Below are 24,848 nucleotides of genomic sequence, written 5' to 3'. Positions count from 1 at the left end.
ACGTAGACACAATTCGGACCGTGGATGATTTAGCTGACGGGCAGCGACCTCAATCAGCAAAAAGTCTACCGCCTATTTCCCCGAATCTTCACCCACTGTTCTGCGCAGCCCCGCTTCCACCCCTCCGCGTTCATCTCTGAGCTGGCCAAACGCGACCTCACCAGGCCTGGAATGTATCCACGTTCACAATTGGCCTGGTGAGGAAGCGGTATGGCCAGCGGACCTATTCGTCGCTCAGTTGACCTATTCGTCGCTCAGTTGACGTACTCGTCGGCGATGTTGAGTGCTTCGTCGAGGACCTCGAGTCCGAAGCGGACGTCGGCATCAGGCGTATTCAGCGGTGGGACGACGTGAATCCGGTTGAAGTTCGCGAAGGGCAGCACTCCCCCGGCCTTCATGGCACCGATGACCCGGTTCATCTCCGGCGAGCTCCCGCCATAGGCCGCCATCGGCTCCTTCGTCGTGCGATCCTTGACGAGTTCAACGGCCCAGAAGCATCCCATGCCGCGAACGTCTCCGATCGAGGGGTGGCGCTTTGCCATCTCGTGGAGAGCAGGTCCGATGATGTCGCGGCCGAGGCGCTCGGCGTTCTCGATCATACCTTCCTCGTCCATCGCTGTGATCGTGGCGACTGCTGCAGCGCAGGCCAGCGGATGGCCCGAGTAGGTCAGACCACCTGGGTAGGCCCGGTCGCGGAAGGTCTCGAAGATCGCGTCGGAGATCGCGACTCCGCCGAGCGGCACATATCCGGAGTTCACGCCCTTGGCGAAGGTGATGAGATCCGGGGTGACGTCCCAGTGGTCGACGGCGAACCAGCGACCGGTCCGGCCGAAGCCAGCCATCACCTCGTCGGCGATGAAGACGATGCCGTAGCGGGCCGTCAGCTCCCGCACACCTTCGAGGTATCCGGCCGGGGGCCCGTAGATTCCAGCGGTACCCGGCACGGTCTCGAGGATGAGCGCTGCGATGTTGTTCGGCCCCTCGAGCGTGATCATGTCCTCGAGGTGCTGCAGCGCACGCTGGGTCTCTTCCGCCTCGGTAGTGGAACTGAAGTAGGAACGGTACTGGTAGGCGGGCATGAAGTGGACAATGCCCTCGGCCGAGTAGTCGTTGGCGAAACGGCGTGGGTCACCTGTGACGTTGACGGCCAGCTGGGTGCCGCCGTGGTAGCTGCGGTAAGCGGAGAGCACCTTGGTTCTGCCGGTGTGCAGGCGGGCCATGCGGATCGCGTGTTCGTTCGCGTCGGCACCGCCATTGGTGAAGAACACGTGGTCGAGATCGCCGGGAGTGCGGTCGGTGATGAGCCGGGCCGCCTCGGAACGGGCATTGTTGACGTGCTGAGGGGCGATCGTACACAGCGTCGCCGCCTGCTCCTGAATCGCCGAAACGACCTTCGGGTGCTGGTGTCCGATGTTCGTGTTCACCAGCTGCGAGGACATGTCGAGCAGCTTCCGTCCCTCACCGTCCCAGATATAGGGGCCCTCAGCCGCGACGACCGTCATCGGGTCGAACGGCCCCTGGGCCTGCCAGGAATGGAAGACATGCGCGCGGTCGAGGTCGTGGGCCCGCTGGCCCGCACTCAGCTGCTCGGCTGTGAACGTTCGTTCGCCGTGACCTGGATCCACGGTGTGTTCCGTACCTTCGGCGCTGGAATCGTTGACCTCACAGTCGAGTTCTTCGTTCGCATTGATCACAGTCATGATGTGCCGTCCCTTCACGGTTCGTTCCATATCGCCGAGGCGGGTCAGCCCATTGGTGTGGAGGTGACCCTGATCCTTCAATGGTGATCCAGACGAACCCGAACCACCATGGACACCCTGCAAGCATTTGCTGGATCAGACTTACACTATGTAAACCACACGATCTTAAGCGGACGAAAGGAAGTGCACAGTGGATGCTTGGTCGCGGCGATCACCGGACCTGACAATCGCGAACCTGCTCGACGTCGACGAGATCCGCCGCGGAGATCCCGAGATCGTGGCCGGTGGTGACCTGGTGGGACGTGCGGTGAGATGGGTCCACATCGCCGATTCGGAGAATGTCGCACAGTTCCTCGAAGGCGGTGAACTCGTGCTCAGCACGGGCCTGTCGTACCGGTCTTCTCCGGAGTCGACCGCAAAGTTCCTCGATCAGCTCGAATCCGCTTCCGCCTCCGGTGCTGTCATCGAACTCATCCATGACGACGGTCGTCCTGATGACGAGGCCATCGACAACGTCCGTGCCGCTGCACGTGGTCGTGAGATCCCGATTGTGATTCTGCGCCACCGCATCAAGTTCGTCCGCGTCACCCAGCTCGCTCACCAGGAACTGCTCAATCGACAGCTGGCCCGTGTCGAGCACGCGCGCACTGTCCACGAGGTCTTCACACAGCTGAGCCTGGATAGCGCTGGAGCTCAAGACATCGTCGACCGAACGGCGGAGCTGCTGGGCTCACCCGTCATGCTCGAGGACGTCGGACGCCGACTGCTCGCCCACGCCGGGTCCGCGCTCACGTCACGCAGTGCTCAGCGTGAGGGCGAAAGGACGGACCACCTCGGCGAGACCGATGAGAATGGACTCGGACGTAAGCACGCGCACGAGCATGGGCATGGGCATGGGCATGGGCAACGGTGGCTGCAGGTCCCGGTGGGACTGCGTGATCGCCGGTGGGGTCGTCTGCTGGCCCCGGGCCGACTGGAATCCGATGAGGAGGCCGCGCAGGTCATCGAGCGCGCTGCGCAGACTCTGACCCTGGCGCGGATGGCCGAACGCGACGAGCAGGATCTCCTCGTTCAAGCCCAGGGCGGGCTGGTGCGCGAGATCATCGAATCGGCGGAGACTGACGAGAAACAGGTTCGGGCTCGCGCGGCGGACCTGGGGTTCGCACCGCGAGGTCGCATGATTCCTGTGGTCGTGCGCGTTGATCGCGGTGAGAACACCGACCCGACGACCCTTCAACTGCGGGAGCGGTCTCTGCACCGTGATTTCGTGACTGCGGCAACCACCCATCGCTGCTCCACGCTGTCCGCCGGACTGCAATCGGGCTCATTCGGGGTCGTGCTGGCTCTGCCTTCGGGAGCCGATGACGATGCAGCCCTTGCACGGCTGATCGCCGATCTGCCCATCCGCGACACCACCATTGGTGTCGGGCAGACAAGCGAATCGATCGTCGAGGCGGCCGCTGGCCTCGAATCTGCGGCCCAGGTAGCCGAGATCGCCTCGACGCTCGAACTGCGGGAGCGGCAGTACTACCGCTTCTCCGACGTGAGACTGCGGGGGCTGCTCTCATCGCTGCGCGACGACCCGAGCGTTCGGGCCTTCGCCGAGGCGGAACTGGCCCCTCTGCTTAAGACTGAACCTGAGATGCTCGGCCTGCTTGAGCAGTTCCTCGCTCACAGCGGCAATAAGTCGGCGCTTGCCCGGAGCGGTTTCCTGTCCCGTCCGGCGCTATACGCGCGACTGGACAAGCTGCAGCGCAGGCTCGGCGTCTCGTTGGAAGATGCGGAGTCGCGCACCGCGCTCCACGTCGCCATCCTGTGGCTGCGCACAAACCGGTGAGGCCCGGCCTGCCCTGCCGCTTAAGAATGGGCCGTACCGTTTGAGAGTGAGGCGTGCTGCTTGAGAGCGGACCGCACCTCCTGAGAGCAGGCCGTGCACACGACTAAGCAGCTGCCTCATTTTTGTCTGACAATCATCGAAGTTTGATATGGGAGAGAAAGACGGAGTTCCGTAACTTGGTAACACTTGTGAGTCGAGTTTCCGGTTAACTCTCGATATTGCGCAGAAGTCGCTATATGGTCGATTGTATGACATGGCGGCGGAGGAACGTGTCAGCCCGCCAGTTTGAGGGGCCCGCCGTTTCTTGCACGGTCGACCCAGCGTGGGGCCGACCTTTTGACGAAGAGAGACAAAGATGTCGAAAACAAGTCAAATCATCATTGCGATCGTCGCCGTCGTCGTACTGGCACTTGCCGGAGGCTATTTCGGAGCCGGGCTGCGCTCAGGAGGCGGCGCTGGAGGCACGGAGAACGGCGCCTGGATCAAGAAGATCAAGGATCAGGGCGAGCTTCGAGTCGGAATCGCCTCTGCTCCCCCGATGACGGGCGAGCAGAAGGACGGCAAGATGGGCGGGCCGAACGTGCTGCCGCTGCAGACACTCGCCAAGGAGATGGGTGTGAAGTTCACGCCCGTCGCCGCCGAGTGGTCGAAGATGGTCTCGGGTCTGCAGGCCGACAGGTTCGATATCGGCGCCTACCTCGACGCCACCTCGGAGCGATCACTTGCCATTCAGTTCACCGATCCCGTCTACACCTACGAAGGCGTCTGGATCGTCAAGTCCGATTCGGATCTGAAATCCACCGACGACATCATCAAGGCCAAGAAGCCGATTGCCGTGGCAACCGGCACCTCCTACGAACGGCGAGTCGTCGACCTGGGAGTCGACATCGTCAACGCCGAGGCGATACCGCAGTCGGTCACCGCGATGGAGTCGGGCCGAGCAATCGCCGCCTTCGGCGACCTGCCGACTCTGGCCGATGCCGCGCAGAAGAACAAATCGTTGAAGATCGTGCGTCCCAAACCTGTCATCTTCAAGAGCGACTCGAACTACGGAGTCAGCGCAGACATCGACCAGCGTTCTCTGCAGGTCATCAACATCGCCATCCAGAACGCGAAGAATGACGGTTCCTTCCAGGCAGCTTTGGACAAGGCTGGAGTGATCAGTCCCGACAACCTCGGCGATCTTGCAATGAAGTGATCGACTCCGCCACAGGTAGAAGGGACTTCCAATGAATTACACGTTCGACTGGAGCGTGGTCTCGAACAACTTCCCACGGTTGCTCGACGGCCTCCTCCTGACCGTGGAGATATCGGTCATCGTCATCGTGCTCAGCATGATTCTCGCCATTCCGATAGCACTGCTGCGCATGTCCAACATCGAAGTGGTGCGCTGGATCGCTCAGCTCTACATCGAGATCTTCCGCTGTACGCCTCTTCTGGTGCAGCTGTTCTGGGTCTACTACGCGCTGCCGACCCTGACGGGAATCACGATTCCTGGAACCATCTCGGCCGTAATCGCGCTGACGCTCAACCTCACCGCGTTCATGGCTGAGGCCTATCGCAGCGGATTCCAAGCGGTCCCGCCCGAACAGGTTGAAGCGGGAAAGATGCTGCGCCTGACCCGGTTCCAGCAGATCCGACACATCATCGTCCCGCAGGCGCTCAAACAGCAGCTGCCGGTGATCATGTCGCTCGACATCTCACTGTTCAAGGACACCGCACTGGTGTCGACGATCGCAGTGGCTGATCTGATGTTCACTGCGAACAAGATTTCCACGGAGTCCTACCGGGCTCTGGAGATCCTCTCCGTCGCCGCTCTCATGTACTTCCTCATCGCCTTCCCGGCCTCGCTCATCCTGAGCAAGATCGAACGCAACATGATGGCGACAGGCAATGTGCGCGGCACACGCAAGAAGAGCCTCGCCGCGCAGATGGCGCCAGGAACGAAAGTCGAGGTCAAACCATGAGCGAAAACTCTGCCGCCCACACCGGGGCGCACAGGGACATCACCGCGAAGTCCGGTGATGTGCTCGTATCCTGCCGCGGGCTGAAGAAGAGCTTCGGTGATCGTGAGGTCATGAAGAGCATCGACTTCGACATGCTCGCCGGCGACATCACTGTCATCATCGGCAGGTCGGGATCGGGCAAGTCCACGCTGCTGCGAGCGATCGCTGGACTCACCGACCCCGATGACGGCACGATGACGTTCGACGGCGAGGTCGTGTTCGAAGATTCGAAGCGCACCCCGGCGTGGAAGCAGGTCGACTCCCACGTCGGCATGATCTTCCAGAGCTACACGCTGTGGCCGCACATGGATGTGTTCAAGAACCTCACGCTGGCCCCACGCAAACGCTTGGGAATGTCGGAATCAGCAGCGCTGGATAGAGCGGAGAAGGCCCTCGCCGAGGTGGGAATGTCCGACCATCTCCACTCCCGTCCCAGCGAACTATCCGGGGGTGAGCGACAACGCGTGGCGATCGCTCGTGCGCTGATGATGAGGCCGAAGCTTCTGCTCTGCGACGAGATCACGAGCGCGCTTGATCCGCCTGTGGCGGCCGAAGTCCTCGACGTTCTGCGCAGGCTCAAGGAAGAGGAAGGTATTGCTGTCGCTCTGGTGACGCACGATATGGCGTTCGCGTCAAAGGCTGCGGACCGGGTCGTGTTCTTCCACGAGGGAGAGATTGCGGTGAATGCGACTCCGGACGACGCTTTCAACAAGGCCGAGGACCCGGAGCTGAAGAAGTTCATCGACGCTGTGAGGTTCTGAACGTCACTCGACTGCGTGCGCTCAGCACAGGGCACTGCGCCACGGCACCTCAGCCCTATATCCGCTCAGCGCACGTAGTCGGCTCCGGTGATGTCGAGGGTCGCCCCGGTCAGATGTCGCGAACGCCCAGAGGCCAGGAACGCCACGAGTTCGGCGACGTCCTCGGGTGGGGTGACCTCACGCAGAGGGAGGGCGGCGAGCGCCGCGTCGTCGATCGCGCCCGCGGCCAACCCCGTATCCACCCAGCCAGGTGAGACCGCATATGCGAGAACGCCCTGGCGGCCGAAACCGCGGGCGATTCCCTTGGTCAAGCTCTGCAGCCCACCTTTGGCCGCGCCATAGGCGAGATGTTCGACGTCGTCTCCGCGGTGGGCGGAGCGACTCGTGATGTTGACGATCGTGCCCCCGCCGAGGCTGGAGAAGTCCTCAAGTGCGCATCTGCACAGGTCTGCGGCGGAGATGAGATTGAGCTGGAGGTTCGCCTCCCACCCCTGCGCCCAGCCTTGTGAGTCATGTATGGGCGAGGCGATCCAGGCGCCGGCGTTGTTGATGAGAGTATCGACGCCGCCCAGAGTTTCCCGTGCCGAGGCCCATAGCTCTTCGGCAGCCCCCCGCTGGGACAGATCAGCACCCACAACGTGCGCGCGCACTCCGAGTTCGGCGGTTGGCTCACGGGCTCTGAGCTCGAATGCCGACTCACGAGCTCCGAGTTCGGCGGCGAGATCGCGGGCTCCGTCTTCATCTGAGTTGAAGTGGATCGCCACCGCGGCCCCATCGCGGTGGACGGCTCTGGCGATGGCAGCTCCGATCCCCATCGAGGCGCCTGTGACGAGAACCCTCTTTCCGGCAAGTGGACGGACTTCTGCACCAGTCATGGTGTCCTCCTTCGTAGACGGTTCACAATCAGATTGGCGACTCTGCCGAGCCCTGACCTCAACCGACCTGCTGAGCACCGGTGATCTCGATCGCGGCACCGGAGATGAACGATGACCGGTCGCTGAGCAGGAACGTCGTCAGCTCCGCGACTTCTTCGGGACGGCCCAGCCGACCCAGCGGAATGGACTCGGCCAGGACCGCCTCGGCGATATTCGAGGTCTCGAGCTTCTGTCGCACCATCGGGGTGAGGATTTCACCGGGGCAGATGGCATTGACCCGCAGACCCTCACCGCCGTAGTCACGAGCCAGGCTCTGGCTGAACGAGACGACCGCGGCTTTGGACGAGTTGTACGCGATGTGCCTTCCAGCCGCGTGCAGTCCCCATTGAGAGGCGATGTTGACGACAGCACCGGATCCCGATGCGATCAGTGAGGGCAGGAGGCCGCGACACAGACGCATCACGGCATCGACGTTGACGGAGTAGCTCGCGGCCCAGTCGTCCTCGTCGACGTCGAGCAGTGAACCCCTGCGCATGACTCCTGCACAGTTGACGAGTCCGTCGGCAGCTTCGAAGCCAGCGAGCACCTCGGCGAGAAGGGCGCTGCATCCGACTGCAGTCGAGATATCGGCCAGGTGCGTGATGATCCGAGCACCTACCTCGGCGGGCAGAGAAGGATCGTGAGGCATCTCCACACGATCCACTGCGATGACGGTTCCACCATGGCGAGCACAGGCCGTGGCAATCGCCGAGCCGATGCCGCCGGCGGCCCCGGTGACGAGGATGGTGCGGCCTTCGAGTTCCATGCGCTGTCCTTTCGTAGCCGGGCGATCTGTCGCCGGGGGCTTTGACATCGGGGTCAGTCCCCGGCAGCCATGCGGCCGATTCCCAGCCCCCAGATGTCGGCGACGGTGTAGCCGACGGGAAACGGGTCATCGTTTTCGAGGACGAGCTGCTGGATACCGGTGATCCACCCGCGACCGCTGATCGACGGGATGATTCCGGGAATCTCCCCCACGGACGCTGTCTCTTTCACCTCGGCGGTGAATGTGGTCCCCATCATCGATTCGTGCACGAACCGCTCCCCCACGACCAGCTCTCCCCTGGCATACAGGGCGGCCACACGACCGCTGGTTCCGGTTCCACACGGCGACCGGTCGAGAGTGCCTGACCAGGTGCTCGGATCGTCGAGATCGACCTCGCCGTTGGGCAGGACCACGGCGTTGCGGCCGTGCGTGCCCGAGGTTCGCGCGGGTCCGTGGATCATCGGCAAGGCGATCGAGTCGATCTCAGGAAACAGCGGGTGGACAACGTCGAAGGCGTCGTCAGCGGCTTTGCGCAGCACCGAGGCGGCTCGGATGATCGCTTTGGCGTTGGCGGGTTCGAGGTCGACGCCGAGGTGCTCGGCCCTGGCTTGGACATAGAACTGTCCCCCGAAGACGATGTCGACGGGGATCGTTCCGTAGCCGGGGACGTCCAGCGGCAGATCGAGGCCGTGGACGAATGCGGGAACATTGTCGAAGGTGACCATCGTTGCCCGTCCCGCTTCAACCTGGGCTCGGACGGTGACGATCCCGACCGCCGTGTCGACGCGCAGAGTGGTTATGGGTTCGCTGACGTCGATCGCACCGGTTTCGATGAGCGCGGTGACCGAGCAGATGAGATTCGATCCCGACATGGGCCGGAACCCGCCCTGTTCCATGACGATCAGACCGAAGTCGCAGGTGGGGTCCGCCGGCGGGACGATCAGAGGCGAGCAGAGCCCTGGATATCCGCGAGGCTCCTGCAGCACCAGAGTTCTCAGATCGTCGAGGTGCTCCTGGCAGTAGCGGAGGCGCTCGACCATGGTCGCTCCCTTGACTCGCAGACCGGAGCCCATGAGGACCCGGCCCGGTTCACCCGCTGCGTGAACATCTACAGCTTGGATGAGCTGTCTGTTGGTCATTGCGCCTCCACCTCGTTCGAACGGCGTCTGAGGATCAGGCGACGGTTTCGAGACCCGCAGCGTTGAGGAGGCCCCGAAGTTCCTCACGATGCTCCGCGGCCAGTGGCAGAATCGGTCCGCGCGTCGGTCCTGCTGGCAGTCCGACAAGTTGGACCCCGGTCTTCACTCCACAGGCGTAGCTATGAGATTCGAGGAAGACGCATATCGGGTGAATCTTCTCCCACAGTTCGCGCGCCCGCGGCATATCGGTGTCAATCGCCAGCGCACGGTACAGATCGGTGCACAGGCGGGGAACGAAGCTGGCTGCTCCCCACACGCCGGCGTTGCTTCCAAGTGCGAGCGCGGCGAAGGTCAACGTGTCGCAGCCATTGATTGCCTGGATATCCTCGGACTGGTCGAGGTAGACAGAGGTGAACTTGGAGAAGTCGCCGCTGGTGTCCTTGTAGCACGCGACTCCTGCCTCCCGTCCGAGCCTCCCGAACTGTTCGGCACTGACATCCAGCCCCGTGGCATCAGGGATGTTGTAGAACATGATCGGGATGTCGACGACCTTCGAGACTGCCCGATAGTGAACGACGATCTCTTCGAATGAGGGGGTGTCGTAAAAGGGAGGCACGATCATGAGCGCATCGGCACCGGCTTCCTCGGCATCGCGGCTCAGCTCGATGGTCTCGGCCGTTGAGAGTGCCCCAGTGCCTGCGACCACGGGCACGCGTCCGTTCGCTGCCTGAATGTAGGCTCGGTTGCCGGCCTTGCGCTCAGCAACAGTCAGCGAGGTGAATTCTCCGGTGGAACCGCCCGGAACCAACCCGTGGACACCGTTGGAGATCATGTGCTCGACTTGGGCCGAGATGCCGTCAAGATCCACCTCGGCGCCATCGGAGGTGAACGGGGTGATGCAAGCGGCAAAGATGCCGGTGAACGTAATTGGCATGGGATTGACCTTTCAACTGGTGTTCATCGTTCAGCGTCGAACGAAGGGGTGAGTCGATCAGAATCGCTGGGGTGAGACCCGTGCGAGGAGATCGGAGCTGAGGGTGGATTTCCGGTCGAGCATGATGTCGGTGAGCGCTTTCGCCGAGGCGGGTGCCAGTGTCAGCCCCAACATCGAGTGCCCGGAGTTCACATAGGCGTTCTTGGCGGTTCCCAGGTTGCCGATCACGGGAAGCCCGTCCGGTGTCATCGGTCGCGAGCCCGCCCACGGTGTTCGTTCGCCCGCCGGTTCTTCGCCCCAGTCACGGAAGGAACGGCGGGCCGCTTCGCGGATAGCATCCACGCGAACGTCGTTGACTTCGTCATCCCTGCTTCCGAATTCCATCGTTCCGGCCAGACGAAGCAGGCCGTTGAGTGGGGTGACCGCGACCCGCGCGTCTTCGAGCGTCAGAGACGTTCTCAGATTGATCGGCGGCGGAGCGTAGTCGATGCTGTATCCCTTGCCCGAATAGATGGGCAGTCTGCGTCCGAGCTTCGTCAGGAGCGCACCGCTGGCTACACCCGCGGCGACTACGACGGCATCAGCCGCGATGACTTCCGCGTCGCTCGTGACGACCGCAGTGACGGTGTCACCGCCGCGGACGAAGCTGCCAACACTCGTTTCTTCGCGCACATTCACGCCGAGGTCACTCAATTTCGCCAGCAATCCGCGGGTCAGCGAGTCTGGCTCGATCTGTCGATCGGTGGGAAAGAAGAGACCATGACGAACGCTGTCACTCAGCGCCGGCTCCGCCTCCAGCAGGTCATCGCCGTGGAGCTCGTCTGCCACATGCCCGACCGAAGCGAACGCGTCCAGCGTCCGGCAGTGCTCTTCGAAACGATCCGCGGTCTCAAACGCTAAGAGAACCCCGCGAGCATGCATCTCGAAGTCCATGCCCTGACGCTGATAGTCGTCGAAGAGGGCATTCGCGTCTTCTCCAAGACGCAGATGCACGTCGAGGCCAGCCTCAAAGTCCTTGGTATTGCAGTGCTGGGCCATACGGAGCAGGAACTTCAGGTATCCGGGCGCCAAAGAAGGTCTGATCGACAGTGGGCTGTCGGGCCTGAGCATCCATTTGATGCCCTGAAGCAAGACTCCAGGAGCGGGAACCGGGGTACTCTCAGCCAGTGCCACCTTCGCCGCGTTGCCATGGGAGGCACCGGCTCCGCATTTTCCGGACTCCAGAAGCGTGACCTCACAGCCGGCGGACGCCAATTCATAGGCACTCGCCAGACCCACCACTCCGCCACCGACAACGACGACCTTCATGCACGTCTCCCTCAGTGTCGACCACGACCGACACTGGCCGCAGCTTCACACGCCGATAGAATTGTATGACAATCCCTATGCTGCTCACGCTACGCACTCGACCCGATCGCGTCAATGCTCTTTCGCTTTGAATTTCAGGAGACCCCCGATACGGACCGATTGGCTGCTGCACAGACGGGACAGTCGGTCAGTCAGCCAGTCGGTCAGTCGGTCAGTCGGTCAGCCTGTCGGCCTAGGCACCGGTCAGCCGGTGGGCCTGTCGGCCTAGAGACCGGTCACTCTGTAGGCCTAGGTGTCAGCAACGCGAGTTCTTGGGCACTGTCCATGGTGTGAACGTCCAGAGCCGTCCGGATCTGTGCCGAATCACCCGTGCGGATCGCACGCATCAGTGCAGCATGAATGGCATGAGCCCGTGCGGGATTCGTCCGTGTGAACTGGTCGTAGGCCAACACGATCGTCATCTGCGCTTCCATCACCGGCCAGATGCGCATGAGGAGGTAGTTGTCCGCCGCTTCCCAGATTCCACGGTGGAATCGCACGTGCGCCTCGTGAAGGGCCAGCGGGTCCGATTCTGCCGTGGCCGTCTCAAACGTTCGCCACGATTCCTCCAGCATGCCCATCCGCTGCCCCGTCGTGTCAGCGAGGATCTCACTGATCGCCTCGGTGTCGAGAGCGACCCTGACACGGGCGATCTCCAACAGCGAATCAGACTCGATATCGGCCACCCGAAGTCCTCGGTAGGCTTCCTGAATCAAAAAGCCGTCCCTCGCCATCTGGTTGAGCGCTTCTCTCGCAGTCGGGCGACTGACGTCGAGAGAGGACGTGAGCTCTGCCTCGATGATGCGCTGGCCCGGCCGGATCTCTCCGAGCACGATCCGCCGTTTGATCTCATCAACCACGCGCTGCCGACGCTCAGTGTTGGACACGGGAGCCTGCGCCGCACGAGCAGAAGAGCTCTGTGAGGTGTTCGACATGAGTGCACCTTCTGATGCTTGGCCGACATTGCCTTCCGCTGGTCCCGCAGAGTCCACTGCTGCACCTCCCAATCGATACCGCCTGCAAAGTTCCGTCAGATTGCCGGGCCGGGTCAGACGGCGAGGCCCCTGCCTGTGACGTTGCCTTCGACGGAGCGCACGAAGGCTGCGGCAACCTGCTCATCGGTCACCGGAACCATCCCCGCGAATGCGTCGTGGAAGTGGGGGGAGTTCGCCAGCACGTTCGGACTGACTGCATTGATGCGGATGCCGCGCGGAAGTTCCGGAGCGGCGGCGCCGACGAATGATTCGACGGCGCCGTTGACCAAAGCAGCCGCAGCTGCAGTCGGCACGGGCTCGCGGCTGAGTACACCGGTGGTCAACGTGATCGAACCGCCGTCATTGAGATAGTCGAGGCCCTGCGTCACGAATTCAACCTGGCCCAATGCTTTCGACACAAACGCACTCGTATAGTCCTCACGTGTGAGCTCGGTGACGGGCTTGAATGCCGCGGAGCCCACCGCAACGACGATCGCATCGATTCGACCGACCGCCTCAAGAAGCGCTGCGATCGATTCAGGATCTGAGGTGTCTACTCCGGGCTGCGTCGATCTGGATGCTGCAACCACGTGATGGTTTCGAGCCTCCAGCTCGGCCAGCGCGATTCTTCCGACATGCCCTCCGGCGCCGACCAACAAGATCTTCATGACAGGGCTCCCTCCTTGATGTGAAGGTCAGACCAAACAGGATTGACTGACAATCCTGAGCCTAGAGGATCAGGGGCGATCACACCAGGGCTGAGGGCGCTCCGACGAAAAACCCCCGCCTGCTCAGTGTTTGACTGGCCAGACGGGGGTAATTCACAACGCGGAGTCGGAGGGATTTGAACCCTCGGTCCCCAGTTCAAGGGACTTCACCTTAGCAGGGTGACGCTTTCGGCCGCTCAGCCACGACTCCAATTACTGACTCGATACCTCTTGGCGAAGAGAGTGTCGAACCTGCAGTTATCACTACGGGGAACAGCCTATGCGAAACCAACGGCGAAGAGCAAAGCGTGCGCTCAAAGAGTGGGCTTGATCATAATCCGGCTAGAGTCGGATCACTGGATAAAAGGGGATCGCGACCGGACTCTTCTGCTCGCATACACGCGAATTCCAGCATTCATCAATCTACGGGCGTAAAATCGGTCTGAAGTGCTCTGCGGTTTGCTCTCTGACGGGTCTGGAAACGATGCTACGGAGGTGCCTCCTGCGCTGACATCGTTCATGATGCGCGTCGATAGCCAGCATCGCACAGAGCACGAGACGTAAACTACGAGGAGTTAAGAACTTGCCAGAGATTCCCCCTGACAAGCAAGGGCCGAATGGGAACGACCCCAATTCTCGTCCTGCTGGTCACCGTCTCCGCGCTTCTTCTCGCCCTCGATTCCGCGGTGATTCCACAGCCAGCGAGGATCAGTCGGCTTCACTCCGCCCATCATCGAACTCGCAGTCGCAGTCACAGTCGCAGTCGCGTTCACAATCACGGCGAGCGTCTCCTCAGCCTCCGAGCTCATCGAGGCGGTCACAGAACTCATCCACGTCACAGAATTCCGAATCCACTCAACGTCCGTCCTCGACCTCACAGCAGCCGGTCTCCCAGAACAATCAGTCGAAGGCACCGACGCCTCGTCCAGTTGCACCACGCACTCGCCGCGAAGCACGGATGCTTCGTGCCGCAGGAGCCAACGAAGCATCGGCCGCAGGGGTGGCATCGGCCGCCGAGGCCCAAGAACACAGGGCCAGGACTTCGGAGCCCAACACCGACGCACCGGAACCAACTCGCCGCAATGCAGCCCAGCCCGCGGATGCACGCAAACGCGGCCCCGCCTCGGCGAGGGAATCTGCGGATCGAATCGCCGACGAAGCAAGCGCCGCACCGCGGCGCAGGGACCGCCGAGCTGACGAAGCCGTCGAGGAAGCTGAGGCTTCCCGGGCACGTCGCCATTCATCACGAGTCGGAGAAGCATTCCCCAGCCTCGTCGGCTGGACCTCACTGAGCACCCTGCTCCCCGGCATCGGCCTGCTGCGCACACGATTCCGCCCACTGGGCTTCATCCTCCTCGGCGGATTCGTCATCACCTTCCTCGTCGCCATCCTCTATGTCCTCATCAAGGGGCCAGTCCGCGCATTCGGCACCGTCGTCTCAAGTCCGACGCTGCTGACCTTCCTCGCAATCGTCCTCGCCATCATCGGCGTGATCTGGATCCTCGTGATCGTGATCTCCCACTTCGGGCTGCGCAAAGGCCACCGCTATGCCCCGTGGCAGAACAAGATGGCTGGGGTGCTCGTCGTCTCTCTCGCACTGATCGTCGGCATTCCCTTCGGCGTCGGCTCAGTCTACGCCCGAGTCCAAGGCGATACGGTCTCAAGCCTCTTCGGCGACAGCACGGGACATGCCAAGAACGCTGAAGATCTCTGGGCCGACAAGCCCTATATCAACGTCTTCCTCATGGGCCGCGACAACGGCGATGACCGTGAGGGTACACGCCCCGACACCATGCTCGTCGCTTCGATCGACACGAAGACTGGCAACACCGCCCTGATCTCTGTGCCGCGTAACCTCGCGTTCCCGGTCTTCCCCGAAGGCAGCGAACTGGAGAAGGCCTGGCCCGACGGTTTCCGACCCACCGGCCAATCCTCGGTCGACCTCATCAACTCCGTCTGGCAGTGGGGCGAGGAGAACAAGGACGACATCGGCAACACCCACGGCATTGAGCCGGGCATGTTCGCCACGATGCAGGCTGTAGAGGGTTCGCTCGGCCTCAACCTCGACTATTGGGCTGCGGTCGACATGGCCGGGTTCGAAGACGTCGTCGATGCTATCGGCGGGGTGAAGATCGACGTCGAACGTCCGATCCCGATGGGCGGCGGCAAGTCCATGTCCGGAGTCTCCAACAAGATCTACGGCTGGGTCGATCCGGGCCCGCAGACGCTCAGGGGCAAGGACGCACTCTGGTATGTGCGGTCCCGTGAAGGCAGTGACAACTACGATCGCATGTGCCGTCAGCAGCGCATGATCAAGACCACCCTCGATCAGATCGACCCGCGCGAACTCGCTACGGCGTACCCTAAACTCGCGAATTCGGCGACCAAGAACATCGCCACGTCGATTCCGCAGAACGAGGTCCCGGCCTTCATCGAGCTCGCGATCTCCATGCAGAAGGGCGACGTCACCACGGTGCAGATCAACAACGACGTCACCCCCACCTACAACCCCGACTTCGACGTCCTCCACAAGTGGATTCTCGGTGAGGTCAAGGGCGCGTCCAAGGGCGAAGAGTCCGTGAAGCCGACGAACAAGCCAGCTCCGGACGAGAAGAAGGACACCGCCGCTGAGGAGCCTTCCGATGAGGCGTCCTCCGAGGACCAGCCGGCCGAGGAGAATGATGGCGAACCGACCGAAACCACGAAGCCCGGTGAGCCGAACGCCGAGGGCAAGTGCTACCCGAAGGGCTTCAAGCCCGGCGACGACTTCCCCGGCTATCCAGGCCCGGGAGCCGGAGATGAAGGGTGACAACTTCTTCACCACATTCGGTCGACGACAGCTCAACTGAGACGAACGGTTCGGGCGTGACGAACAGGTCAGGGGTGACGACCAGTTCGGGCACAGATGGTCTAGACGCGCGGGCCCACTCGGTTGCGATCATCGGCGCCGGGCCCCGCGGACTCTCGGTCCTCGAGAGACTCGTCGCCCTCGCCGTCGAACGGCTCTCCGACACAGAAGCCGACGGAGCCGACTCTCCGGCCAGCATCGTTGTCCATCTCATCGACCCCTACCCGCCGGGTGCGGGCATCGTCTGGCGCACAGATCAGCCCGAGGCACTGTTGATGAACACGACCATCGGCGAGCAGACGATCTTCCCCGACTCGAGCTGCTCGTTCGTCTCTGCCGACGCATCGGCTGATTTCTCCGAAGGTGCGTTGGGCTCTGTCGACGGGGTGCCCGATCGCTTCGGATTCGACGGCACATCCGATCGGTTCGGCCCCGATATGGCTCAGTGGTACCGGGAGATGGGTGGAACCGATCCCGTCGATGCCACGTTCCCCAGTCGGACTCTCTACGGCCGCTATCTCCGTGACGCCTATGCTCGCATCCGCGACATGGCACCTGCCTTCGTCGAGATCGTCGAGCATCCCACGAAGGTCGAATCGGTCATCGACCTTCCACCGGTCGAACCCCTGGGCCATACCTCAACGGATCCCGAGACCGTGCCACCGCAGCTGGTCCGATGCGAGGACGGCACCGCCATCATCGCCTCCGCCGTCGTCCTTGCTGTCGGCCACATCCCCAGTGCGCAGACTGAGGAACGTGCCCGACTCGCGGCCTTCGCACAGCGGAAGGGCGGACTCTACATCCCGCAGGGGCTGCCGGCGGAAGCTCCCGTCGCCGAGGTGGCACCCGGCAGCCGTGTCATCGTCCGCGGCATGGGCCTGAACTACTTCGACCTGCAGACACTGTTCACACACGAACGCGGAGGCCGGTTCGACCCGGACCCCGAGGTTGCAGGCGAACTCCGCTATGTGCGCAGCGGTGAGGAACCTTGCCTGCTGCTCGGCTCCCGCCGTGGAGTTCCCTACCGCAGCAAACCCATCTGCCAAGCCCACCCGCGTTCATCCTGGCCCCTGCGCTACTTCACACGGGAGAACATCGCACTGCTCGCCGGTCTCGATGACCTCGACGGCGAGCGCAAGGCCGGGGCTCGCTTCAACGACCAGCTGTGGCCGCTCATCCTCGCCGATCTTCGTCTCGCCTACTACAGCACCCTGTCCCGGATCCGCCCCGACGCATTCGCCGGTGATCCCGGACAGCTGCGTGAAGCCATCGCCGAGGCGGTGTCCCGACACCTGACCAGGCGCACCTGGCAAGAGACCCACCCGGAGTCACGCGATTCGCGCGAGACGCAGACCTCGCGGGCCACAGCCAGGGAAGATTCTGCGGCCACGGGCGCTGCGGAGTCCCGAGATCACGAAGCCGCCGAGGCTGCGCGCCAGGGCCGCGTCACCCGAGAGGCCTTCGCCTGGTCGGAGATCGAGGAGAGTCTCGTTCCCGATCCCGCTCACCGCATGTCACTGCACGAGCTGCTCAATCCTCTCGAGGGACGAGAGTTCGACAGCCGGGGGCCCAGGGAGGCGAACTCCCTGCACGAGTGGATGCTCGACTTCCTCCGCAACGATCTCCACGACTCTCTGGCCGGGCCCGAGGGCAGCGCCGAAAAGTCTCTGTTCACCGTGCTCTGGCAGTCACGACTGCTCCTCAAAGAACTCATCGTGGCCGGCCACATCGACCGCGTCAGCATCGACATGGAGATCTGCGGCTGGTTCGAAAGCTTCGTCTCCGGCATCTGCGACGGCCCTCCCCCGCAGCGCATCGCAGAACTACTTGCTCTAGCCGAAGCCGGCTTCGTCGAGTTCATCGGCCCGGACATGCGCATCGAAGCCACTCCCGACGGCGCTGCGAGCGCGGACGGGGATCACGCCTCGGCAAACGGGGATCCGTTGCCGCAGATATTCACTGTCACCTCGGCGCAGGTCACGGGCGGAATCACGGGAAGTGTCGTCATCGATGCGGCGTCACCGACGAACGCGGTGTCTCGGGCCGCAGATGTGCTGGTGCACGGGATGGTCGAGCGCGGTCAGCTCACACCCGCACGGCTGACCTTGGACGACGGTCGCGAGAAATTCCTCAACGGACTCGCGCTCACCTCGCGGCCCTACCGCACCATCGACATCGAAGGCGTTGTGCACCCCAGACGGTTCGCGCTGTCGATTCAGCTCTCCTCCGTCCAGTGGGGGCTGGCGATCGCAGCGAATCCCAATGCGAACGCAGCAACACTCGGCGACTCTCACGCCGCAGCACAGGCGATCCTCGACCTCATATGAGGTTCACACGTAGGCCCGCACGGTCCACGAGGCTTGTTCCACTCAGGTTTGCTCCACGAAAGCTCGGTCCATGCGGGCTCGCTTCACATAGTCTCGAGGCTGCGCAGCTGGGCTGGGCAGCCTGAGGCAGCAAGCTGAGCACTCTGAATCAGACTGAGCTGGTTGCAAATCAACTCGGAGTGACTTAGACGGTAGAGCGCCGGCGCCCGCGGCACCGAGACGGGGTTCAGTACGCACGAACTGGCGCGCACGAGGAGTCTCAGCCAGATCGAGGTCTCGCTAAGGCTGCATCGAAGTTTCAGAGCTCGCGTTTAAACCAGAGCCCTGAAACTTCGGCCGAGCTGCTTCTCCGCACAGCCTTCCCAACACCTTCCCCCGCCTGAGCCCCACGGTCCTCACGCGGGTGCCCCATGCCGGGGTCTCCCCTTAGGCGTCGGCCATTTCGAGGGCGGCTTCGGGCTTCGTGGTCCTGGCTCGCACGATCGCGAGGAGGGACATCACGACTCCGATGATCGCCCAGGCCAGCAGGCCGCCATAGGCAGCGGCCACGCCCGTGGTTCCGGCGGTGATCGCAACGAAGCCGTTCATCGCCGGCGTCAGCGGCAGGATCGGGGCGAGGAAGTCGAAGAAGCCGGGCACCGCGCCGATCGTTCGGCCGGCTACAGCCAGGACCACGGCGATCACCGACAGGAACCTGCCCACGCCGCCGAACCACGCCACCAGTGCGAAGTTGAGCACCATGAACACCAGCGCGGAGACGAACGTCAACACCGCGATGTCGAAGCCTTGGACGGCGTCGATATCCAACACAGTCACCGCCAGGATCGACAGCACCAGGGCCTGCAGCAGTCCCACAATTACGCCAGGCACCAATCCGCGCAGCCAGACGGCCACCGAGGACTTCGTCGAGAGCAGAGTCGAGGCGGGGATCGGCTTGAGCACCGTGTAGGTGACGAGTCCGCCGACCCACAGGGCGAGCATGATGAGCAGCGCAAGAGTCGATCCCTGCAGCACATCGCCCGCGTCGGAGGAGTCCGGCGACTTGATGTTCTCCGAGGCGACTGTGGAGAGCTTGTCACGCTCCGGTGCCGAATAGGAGGGAACCTCGTCCGCGCCCTTCTTCACACCGTCGGCAAACTTGCCGACTCCTTGCGAATACTTGTCTGTGCCCTCGGACAGGGTGTCCAGTCCGGCCGCAAGGTCAGAGGTGCCGGTGGCAGCAGTGGAGACACCGGTCGTGTACTGGTCGAGTCCCGTGGAGAATTCGCCGAGTCCATCGGAGAGCTGTCCGGCACCGTCGTCGAGTTCGCTCGAACCATCGGCGACCTTGGCGATGCCGTCGCTGAGCTCCGGCATTCCGTCGGCAAGCTTCTGATTGCCTTCGGCGACACCGGAGGCACCATCGCGCAGACCCTTCGAGGCCTCGAGCAGCTTCGGAGCATTCTTCGAGATGTCCTCCATGCCCTTGGTGAGTTCACCGAGGCCGTCTTCGAGTCCCTTGACGAACTTGCTCATGCCGTCGCTGAGTTCACCCGCACCGTCGGCGAGCTTGTCCGCTCCGCCGAGCAGCGACTCGCCGTCCTGCTTCTGCTCCAGACCGTCGACGGCGCTGTTCAGGCCACCCGAGGTGCCGTTGAGCAGCCCCTGAGCGTAGGCCTTCTCAATGCCGGCGCAGACCTCGTCCGGTGTGCCGGCAGGGCACATCTGAGCACGTGCCTGATCGGCCTCGTCCTGGGTCATCATGCCCGCCGACACCAGCGAATCGAGACCGGTCACGGTTCCGCTCTTGGCCAGCTGATCGGCCTGGTCGGCGCCTTCCTGGAGCCCGTCGCGGTACTGGCCGAGACCCGTTGACAGGCCTTCTGCACCCTCGGAGACTCCCTGGGCACCCTTGTCGAGGTCCTTGCCGCCCTTGAGGAGATCATCGAGACCGCCCTCGCCGGAGCCGGAGTCACCGGAACCGGCGAAGCCCTTGATGATCTGGTCGATGGACTTCGTGTACTCGTCGACTCCCCCGGAGAGCTCTCCGGCACCGTCAGCCAGCTTCTGCGTGCTGTCGGGCAGATCCGCCGTCGACTTCTTCATGTCCTGGAGACCGCCCGAAAGTTCAGAGGTGCCCTTCGACAGTTCACCAGCACCCTTGGACAGGTCTCCGGCGCCCTTGCTGAGTTCGGATCCAGAAGAGTCGAGCTTGTCCATACCGGCGGAGAGTTCACCGGCCCCGCTCGCGGATTTCTCCGTCCCCTTCGCCAGCTCTTCGCCACCCTCGTCGAGTTCACCGGCGGCGTCTCCGAGGTCCTTCATCTGATCACCCATGTCGTTGAAGCCGACATAGATGTTGTCGAGGTAGGTCTCGGTCATCTGCGTGTTGAAGGTTGTCCGTGCCACTCCGGCCACGGACTGCGCGATCTGGGTGTCGGCGGCCGGAGCGACTCCGGAGACGTCGACGTCCAGCTGCGTCTGAGTTGCCGACTTGGCATCGCTGACCGAGGTCACAGCCCGGGAGAAGCCCTCGGGGATCGTCAGAGTCGCTGCGTAGGACCCATCGGACATGCCCTTCTCGGCATCGTCCTCATCGGTGATGACCCAATGGATGTTGTTGTCCTCTTCACCCACAAGCCCGCTGGTCAGCTGCCGGCCGATCGGCACGGTCTCACCATCCACCTCGGCGCCGTCGTCATTGTTGACGATCGCGGCCTCGATCGTATCGAGGCGATCGGTGCTGTTGTACGTGGCCAGAATGAATCCAGCGGCCACGATGATCGGGATGAGCACCAGACCGAAGAGGGACAGCCAGGTCACGGGCCGTTTCGAGTTCGCACGTTCGAGTCTCACGACTGCACGCCTTCCATTTCGCTGCGACCGGCCGCGTGGGCTTGCACGCCGCCGTTGTCATTGTCGGTTCCACGCTCAGCCTCCGGCTTGGCCTCATCGAGATCGAGGTGGAAGTAGTTCGTGTTCGGGGACAGGATCCCGGTGATGTCGCCGTCGGGCAGACCCAGCACGATTGCCGTGCCCTCGGCCTGCAGATCGAAGAGTAGATCGCGTACGTCCCGGCCGCTTTCTCCGGCCAGTGCACCTGCTTCGCTGATGATGAGCAGGTCCGGCGCCGAGGTGCGCAGCTGTGAGAGCTCGCGTGACCCTGGCATCGTCCCCGGCCCGTTCTTATCGAGGTCGAAGTACGGGACACGACGACGCACCCGTCCGGCATGTTCGGGCAGGACCATGTCTCCGATCTTCATCTCACCGGCGGAAAGTCCGACGCGACCGGAGAGAGCCAGCAGCAATGCCTTGCGTGCTTGGCCGCTGGCGACGAGGATCTGGCCCGGTGAGAGCGAGATGTCGACCTGGGCGAATCCGCGTCGACCCGAGCTGACGGCGATGCCGCGACCGTAGACCCGGTATTCGGAGTCCGGTTCCGGCCAATCTCGCAGAGCCACCTCGTGGGCAAGGCCTTCTCCTTCGACATCGAGGCGGGGCAGGATGCGGTCGAGCCACTTCGGCAGCCACCAGGCCTTGTCGCCGAGCATCTGCATGATGGCAGGCACCAAGGACATGCGCACCAGGAAGGCGTCGACGAAGATGCCGGAGGCCAAAGCGAGGGCGATGGACTTGATGATCGGCTCGCCCGCAGGAACGAACGCGGCGAAGACGGAGAACATGATGATCGCCGCGGCCGAGACCACTCTGGCAGAGGAGGCGAAGCCGGCCTTGATCGCGTCCCTGGCTGTGGCCCCGTGGACATAGGCCTCGCGCATTCCGGAGACGAGGAACACCTCGTAGTCCATGGCGAGTCCGAACAGGATGCCCATGAGGATGATCGGCAGGAAGCTGATCACCGGCCCCGTCGAGTCGATGCCCAGTGGACCGGCGAAGAGTCCGTCGTGGAAGACGAGGACCACGGTGCCGAAGGAGGCGAAGACGGACAGGAGGAAGCCGCCGGTGGCCTTGATCGGCACCCAGATCGAACGGAAGACCATCATGAGCAGGATGATCGAGAGTCCGACGACGAAGATGCCGAAGGGCACCAGCGCCTTGCCGAGCTGATCGGAGACGTCGATCTGGATCGCCGTGGCACCGGTGACCGCGGTTTCGAAACCGTCCTCGTCCTCAATGTCCGCGCTCAGGTCCCGGAGCCGGTCGACGGTGCCGAGAGTTGCCGGGTCTTCGGAGCTGGTGGTGGGGATGATCTGGAACAGAGCGGTCGTCGCATCCCGGTTCGGGGTGGCGAGGACGACCTGATCGACGCCGTCGACGTCTTCGATCTCGTTCTCGATCTTCTCGACATCATCGAGGGGGTCATCGGAGGTCACGATCTCGCTGGTCATGACCAGCGGTCCGTTGAAGCCGGGCCCGAAGTGCTTGTCGATGAGGTCATAGGTGGTTCGGGCAGGGGCGCCCTCCTCCTGGCTGCCTGCGGTCGGCAGGGAGAGCTGGAGGTTGGAGGCGGGGATCGCGAACAGCGCGAGTCCACCCACGATGATGACGACTGTCAGCAGCGGAATCTTCGTCACCACGTGCAGCCAACCGGCGAAGAACTTGTTCATGATCGTCTTCGGGTACGGTTCACCGGCCTCAGCCTCCGCCTCGGCGGCAATCTCAGACCGAGAGACGGAGTCGCCCGCCTTCTCCTGCGCGGTTGCGAACGCCCGACGGTAGCGCTTCGTCGGCTTGGGGGTGATCTTGTCCTTGACCAATCCCAGCAGCGCGGGAACCATCGTCAGGGAGATGAGCACGGCGACGACGACGGACCCGGAGGCGCCGATGCCCATGACGGTGAGGAACGGGATGCCGGCCAGGGACAGGCCGAGCAGCGCGATCATCACGGTCATGCCCGCGAAGACGACGGCCGATCCGGCGGTGGCGACGGCCCGTCCGGTGGCTTCGAGCGGGTCATGTCCCTCGGACAGGAGTGCCCGGGCCCTGGATACGATGAAGAGGGCATAGTCGATGCCGACCGCCAGGCCCAACATCAGCGCCAACATGATCGATGAAGAGTTGACTGCGCCGAAGGCCGTGGATCCCACGACCAGGAGAACGGAGATGCCGACGCCGATGAGTGCTGTGATCAGCGGCATGCCGGCAGCGCGGAAGGATCCGAGGGTGAGCAGCAGGACGATGAAGGCGATGACGACGCCGATGCCTTCGACCCAGGAGATCTCCACGCCGGTGATCTGGAAGAGCTGGCCTCCGCCTTCGACTTGGGAGCCCTCGGGCAGGGCGTCGCGGATCGGATCCAGTTCGTCGAGAAGCTGGTCGGGGGCCGCTTCGCCGACCTCCTGCTGGGTGCCGTCGTACTGGACGGAGATCATCGCAGCGGAGTCGTCCTCGCTGATCGCACCCTTGACCATCTTGTCGAACGGCGAGGTCACGGCGTCAACGTGAGGGAGGTCTTCGAGCCGATCGACTTCCTTCTCGATCTCATCCTTGTACGTGGAGTCATTGACCGAGTCGCCATCGGCGGCGACGACGATGACGGAGGCGCCCACACCTGAGGCTTCTGGGAAGGTCGTCTCCATCGAATCGAGTGCGACCTGAGCTTCGGACCCTGGGAGGGTGAAGTCGTTGTCGAAGTCCTTCGCGAAGGCCGCGACACCGGCGCCGACGAGCGCGAAGATCACAAACCACAGAGCGATGAATCGGATGGGAGCGCGGTAGGCACGACGACCCAGAGCGTACAGGAATGTTGACACGAAGACCTCGATACAAAAGTGTATTGGATACAGTATTGTATTGTTGTTGACTCAGTACCCTCAGCGCAAATGCATCAGGAGTTTCGTGAAGATTCTCATCGGATGCCCAGGCCGACAGAGACCCGCACGGACCGACACAGCACAGCCTGTGCGACAGCACCACAGCCACACCAGCACCGCGACCACCCCGACGATGAAATGTTCGATGAATACAGACAATCTCAGCGCCCGCAGACGGCAGACCCGATCCACCTTGGTGGAGGCGGGCATGTCCGTCTTCGCCCACAAAGGCATCGATGGCGCCTCGATCGAGGAGATCTGCGAGGCCGCCGGGTTCACTCGCGGCGCGTTCTACTCGAACTTCTCCAGCCGCGACGATCTGGTTCTGGCCACGATCGAACAGCGCACCTCCCGCGACCTCGACATGCTCGACGCCGCCATCGAACGCTGGCGCGATCGCCTCAACTCCAGTCGACCCGAGAACATCGAAGGCTTCCTCACGGAGTTCATCGACGACACCTTCAGTCAGAAGAGGTCCACCGCCGCCGAGGTGATCGCTGAGCAGGAAATCCAGCTGTACTGTCTGCGCACACCTGAGCTCTACCCCAGGTACGCGGAACTGAGCTCGTTCCAGGTCCAGCGGATCCAATCGCTGATCGAGAACGCCATCGGCTTCGCGAAAGCCGCCTCGACAATTCCACTCAAGGACCTCATCGAGGCGCTCACCGCCATCCACACGCAGTCATCCCTGCGCGCGGCTGCGGGGAAGGATCTGCACGAGGTCGTCGAGATCGATTCCACGCAGATGGTGCGCATCCTCAACCGACTGCTCGACTTCTCGCAGAAGCCCTGAGCGTCCTGGCCTCCCGACAGCCCGGGCTCTCGGCCTACTGAA

At 63.0% G+C, this 24,848-nt stretch carries 18 protein-coding genes and 1 tRNA gene; 7 read left to right on the top strand and 12 right to left on the bottom strand.

What is annotated here, in order from left to right; genetic code table 11:
* Positions 1-254 precede the first annotated feature (254 nt).
* A complete protein-coding gene (locus tag INT29_RS06640) occupies positions 255-1,700 on the bottom strand; it encodes an aspartate aminotransferase family protein (RefSeq protein ID WP_193071166.1) in 1,446 nt (481 codons plus the stop codon).
* A 190-nt stretch (positions 1,701-1,890) separates the two neighbouring features.
* Between INT29_RS06640 and INT29_RS06635 the strand changes: the two genes are divergently transcribed.
* From INT29_RS06635 to INT29_RS06620, 4 genes are all read left to right on the top strand, one after another.
* Complete coding sequence (locus INT29_RS06635; RefSeq protein WP_193071165.1) at positions 1,891-3,537, top strand: PucR family transcriptional regulator ligand-binding domain-containing protein; 1,647 nt, start codon at positions 1,891-1,893, stop codon at positions 3,535-3,537.
* A gap of 355 nt (positions 3,538-3,892) precedes the next feature.
* Complete coding sequence (locus INT29_RS06630) at positions 3,893-4,735, top strand: substrate-binding periplasmic protein (RefSeq protein WP_193071164.1); 843 nt, start codon at positions 3,893-3,895, stop codon at positions 4,733-4,735.
* Between the two features lie 31 nt (positions 4,736-4,766).
* Positions 4,767-5,504 carry an amino acid ABC transporter permease gene (locus INT29_RS06625; protein ID WP_193071163.1) on the top strand — a complete coding sequence of 246 codons (738 nt, stop codon included), beginning with the start codon at positions 4,767-4,769 and terminating at the stop codon, positions 5,502-5,504.
* A complete protein-coding gene (locus tag INT29_RS06620; RefSeq protein WP_193071162.1) occupies positions 5,501-6,304 on the top strand; it encodes an amino acid ABC transporter ATP-binding protein in 804 nt (267 codons plus the stop codon). Before INT29_RS06625 ends, INT29_RS06620 begins: the two co-directional genes overlap by 4 nt.
* A gap of 65 nt (positions 6,305-6,369) precedes the next feature.
* On the opposite strand, the gene INT29_RS06615 is transcribed toward INT29_RS06620, so the two are convergent.
* The 9 genes from INT29_RS06615 to INT29_RS06575 all read right to left on the bottom strand — a co-directional run bounded on the left by INT29_RS06615 (position 6,370) and on the right by INT29_RS06575 (position 13,915).
* Positions 6,370-7,179, bottom strand: a complete 810-nt coding sequence (locus INT29_RS06615; protein ID WP_193071161.1) for an SDR family NAD(P)-dependent oxidoreductase — start codon at positions 7,177-7,179, stop codon at positions 6,370-6,372.
* Between the two features lie 58 nt (positions 7,180-7,237).
* Complete coding sequence (locus tag INT29_RS06610) at positions 7,238-7,984, bottom strand: SDR family NAD(P)-dependent oxidoreductase (protein ID WP_193071160.1); 747 nt, start codon at positions 7,982-7,984, stop codon at positions 7,238-7,240.
* A gap of 53 nt (positions 7,985-8,037) precedes the next feature.
* Entirely contained in the window at positions 8,038-9,123 is a 1,086-nt protein-coding gene (locus INT29_RS06605) for a proline racemase family protein (RefSeq protein ID WP_193071159.1), read from the bottom strand.
* Positions 9,124-9,157: 34 nt separating this feature from the next.
* Positions 9,158-10,057 carry a dihydrodipicolinate synthase family protein gene (locus INT29_RS06600; protein ID WP_193071158.1) on the bottom strand — a complete coding sequence of 300 codons (900 nt, stop codon included), beginning with the start codon at positions 10,055-10,057 and terminating at the stop codon, positions 9,158-9,160.
* Between the two features lie 57 nt (positions 10,058-10,114).
* Positions 10,115-11,365, bottom strand: a complete 1,251-nt coding sequence (locus tag INT29_RS06595) for an NAD(P)/FAD-dependent oxidoreductase (RefSeq protein ID WP_193071157.1) — start codon at positions 11,363-11,365, stop codon at positions 10,115-10,117.
* Between the two features lie 275 nt (positions 11,366-11,640).
* Positions 11,641-12,339: a GntR family transcriptional regulator gene (locus tag INT29_RS06590; protein WP_193071156.1), complete on the bottom strand. Its 699-nt coding sequence runs from the start codon at positions 12,337-12,339 to the stop codon at positions 11,641-11,643.
* Positions 12,340-12,452: 113 nt separating this feature from the next.
* Positions 12,453-13,046: a short chain dehydrogenase gene (locus tag INT29_RS06585; protein WP_193071155.1), complete on the bottom strand. Its 594-nt coding sequence runs from the start codon at positions 13,044-13,046 to the stop codon at positions 12,453-12,455.
* Positions 13,047-13,207: 161 nt separating this feature from the next.
* A tRNA-Ser gene (locus INT29_RS06580) sits at positions 13,208-13,296 on the bottom strand.
* Between the two features lie 364 nt (positions 13,297-13,660).
* Positions 13,661-13,915 (bottom strand): hypothetical protein, encoded by a 255-nt coding sequence (locus tag INT29_RS06575; RefSeq protein WP_193071154.1) that lies wholly within the window; start codon positions 13,913-13,915, stop codon positions 13,661-13,663.
* A 128-nt stretch (positions 13,916-14,043) separates the two neighbouring features.
* On the opposite strand from INT29_RS06575, the gene INT29_RS06570 reads away from it, so the two are divergent.
* Positions 14,044-15,894 (top strand): LCP family protein, encoded by a 1,851-nt coding sequence (locus INT29_RS06570; RefSeq protein ID WP_193071153.1) that lies wholly within the window; start codon positions 14,044-14,046, stop codon positions 15,892-15,894.
* Positions 15,895-15,950: 56 nt separating this feature from the next.
* Positions 15,951-18,260: an FAD/NAD(P)-binding protein gene (locus INT29_RS06565; protein WP_193071152.1), complete on the top strand. Its 2,310-nt coding sequence runs from the start codon at positions 15,951-15,953 to the stop codon at positions 18,258-18,260.
* A 426-nt stretch (positions 18,261-18,686) separates the two neighbouring features.
* Here INT29_RS06565 and INT29_RS20615 read toward each other — a convergent pair whose 3' ends face one another.
* Positions 18,687-21,095, bottom strand: coding sequence for a YhgE/Pip domain-containing protein (locus INT29_RS20615; RefSeq protein ID WP_096159823.1), 2,409 nt, complete (start codon positions 21,093-21,095; stop codon positions 18,687-18,689).
* The gene (locus tag INT29_RS06555) at positions 21,092-23,953 is read right to left on the bottom strand and encodes an MMPL family transporter (RefSeq protein ID WP_193071151.1); all 2,862 of its coding nucleotides are present in this window, start codon (positions 23,951-23,953) and stop codon (positions 21,092-21,094) included. The genes INT29_RS20615 and INT29_RS06555 overlap by 4 nt, the downstream gene beginning before the upstream one ends.
* A 205-nt stretch (positions 23,954-24,158) precedes the next feature.
* Between INT29_RS06555 and INT29_RS06550 the strand changes: the two genes are divergently transcribed.
* On the top strand, positions 24,159-24,806 hold the full coding sequence (locus INT29_RS06550) for a TetR/AcrR family transcriptional regulator (RefSeq protein WP_009882568.1): 648 nt from the start codon (positions 24,159-24,161) through the stop codon (positions 24,804-24,806).
* Positions 24,807-24,848 lie beyond the last annotated feature (42 nt).

Origin of the sequence: Brevibacterium sp. FME37 (assembly GCF_014897485.1) — a bacterium.
In the GTDB taxonomy this organism is placed as follows: Bacteria; Actinomycetota; Actinomycetes; order Actinomycetales; family Brevibacteriaceae; genus Brevibacterium.
The sequence above is the reverse complement of the archived record's forward strand: the minus strand, read 5'-3'. Positions and strand labels throughout refer to the sequence as shown.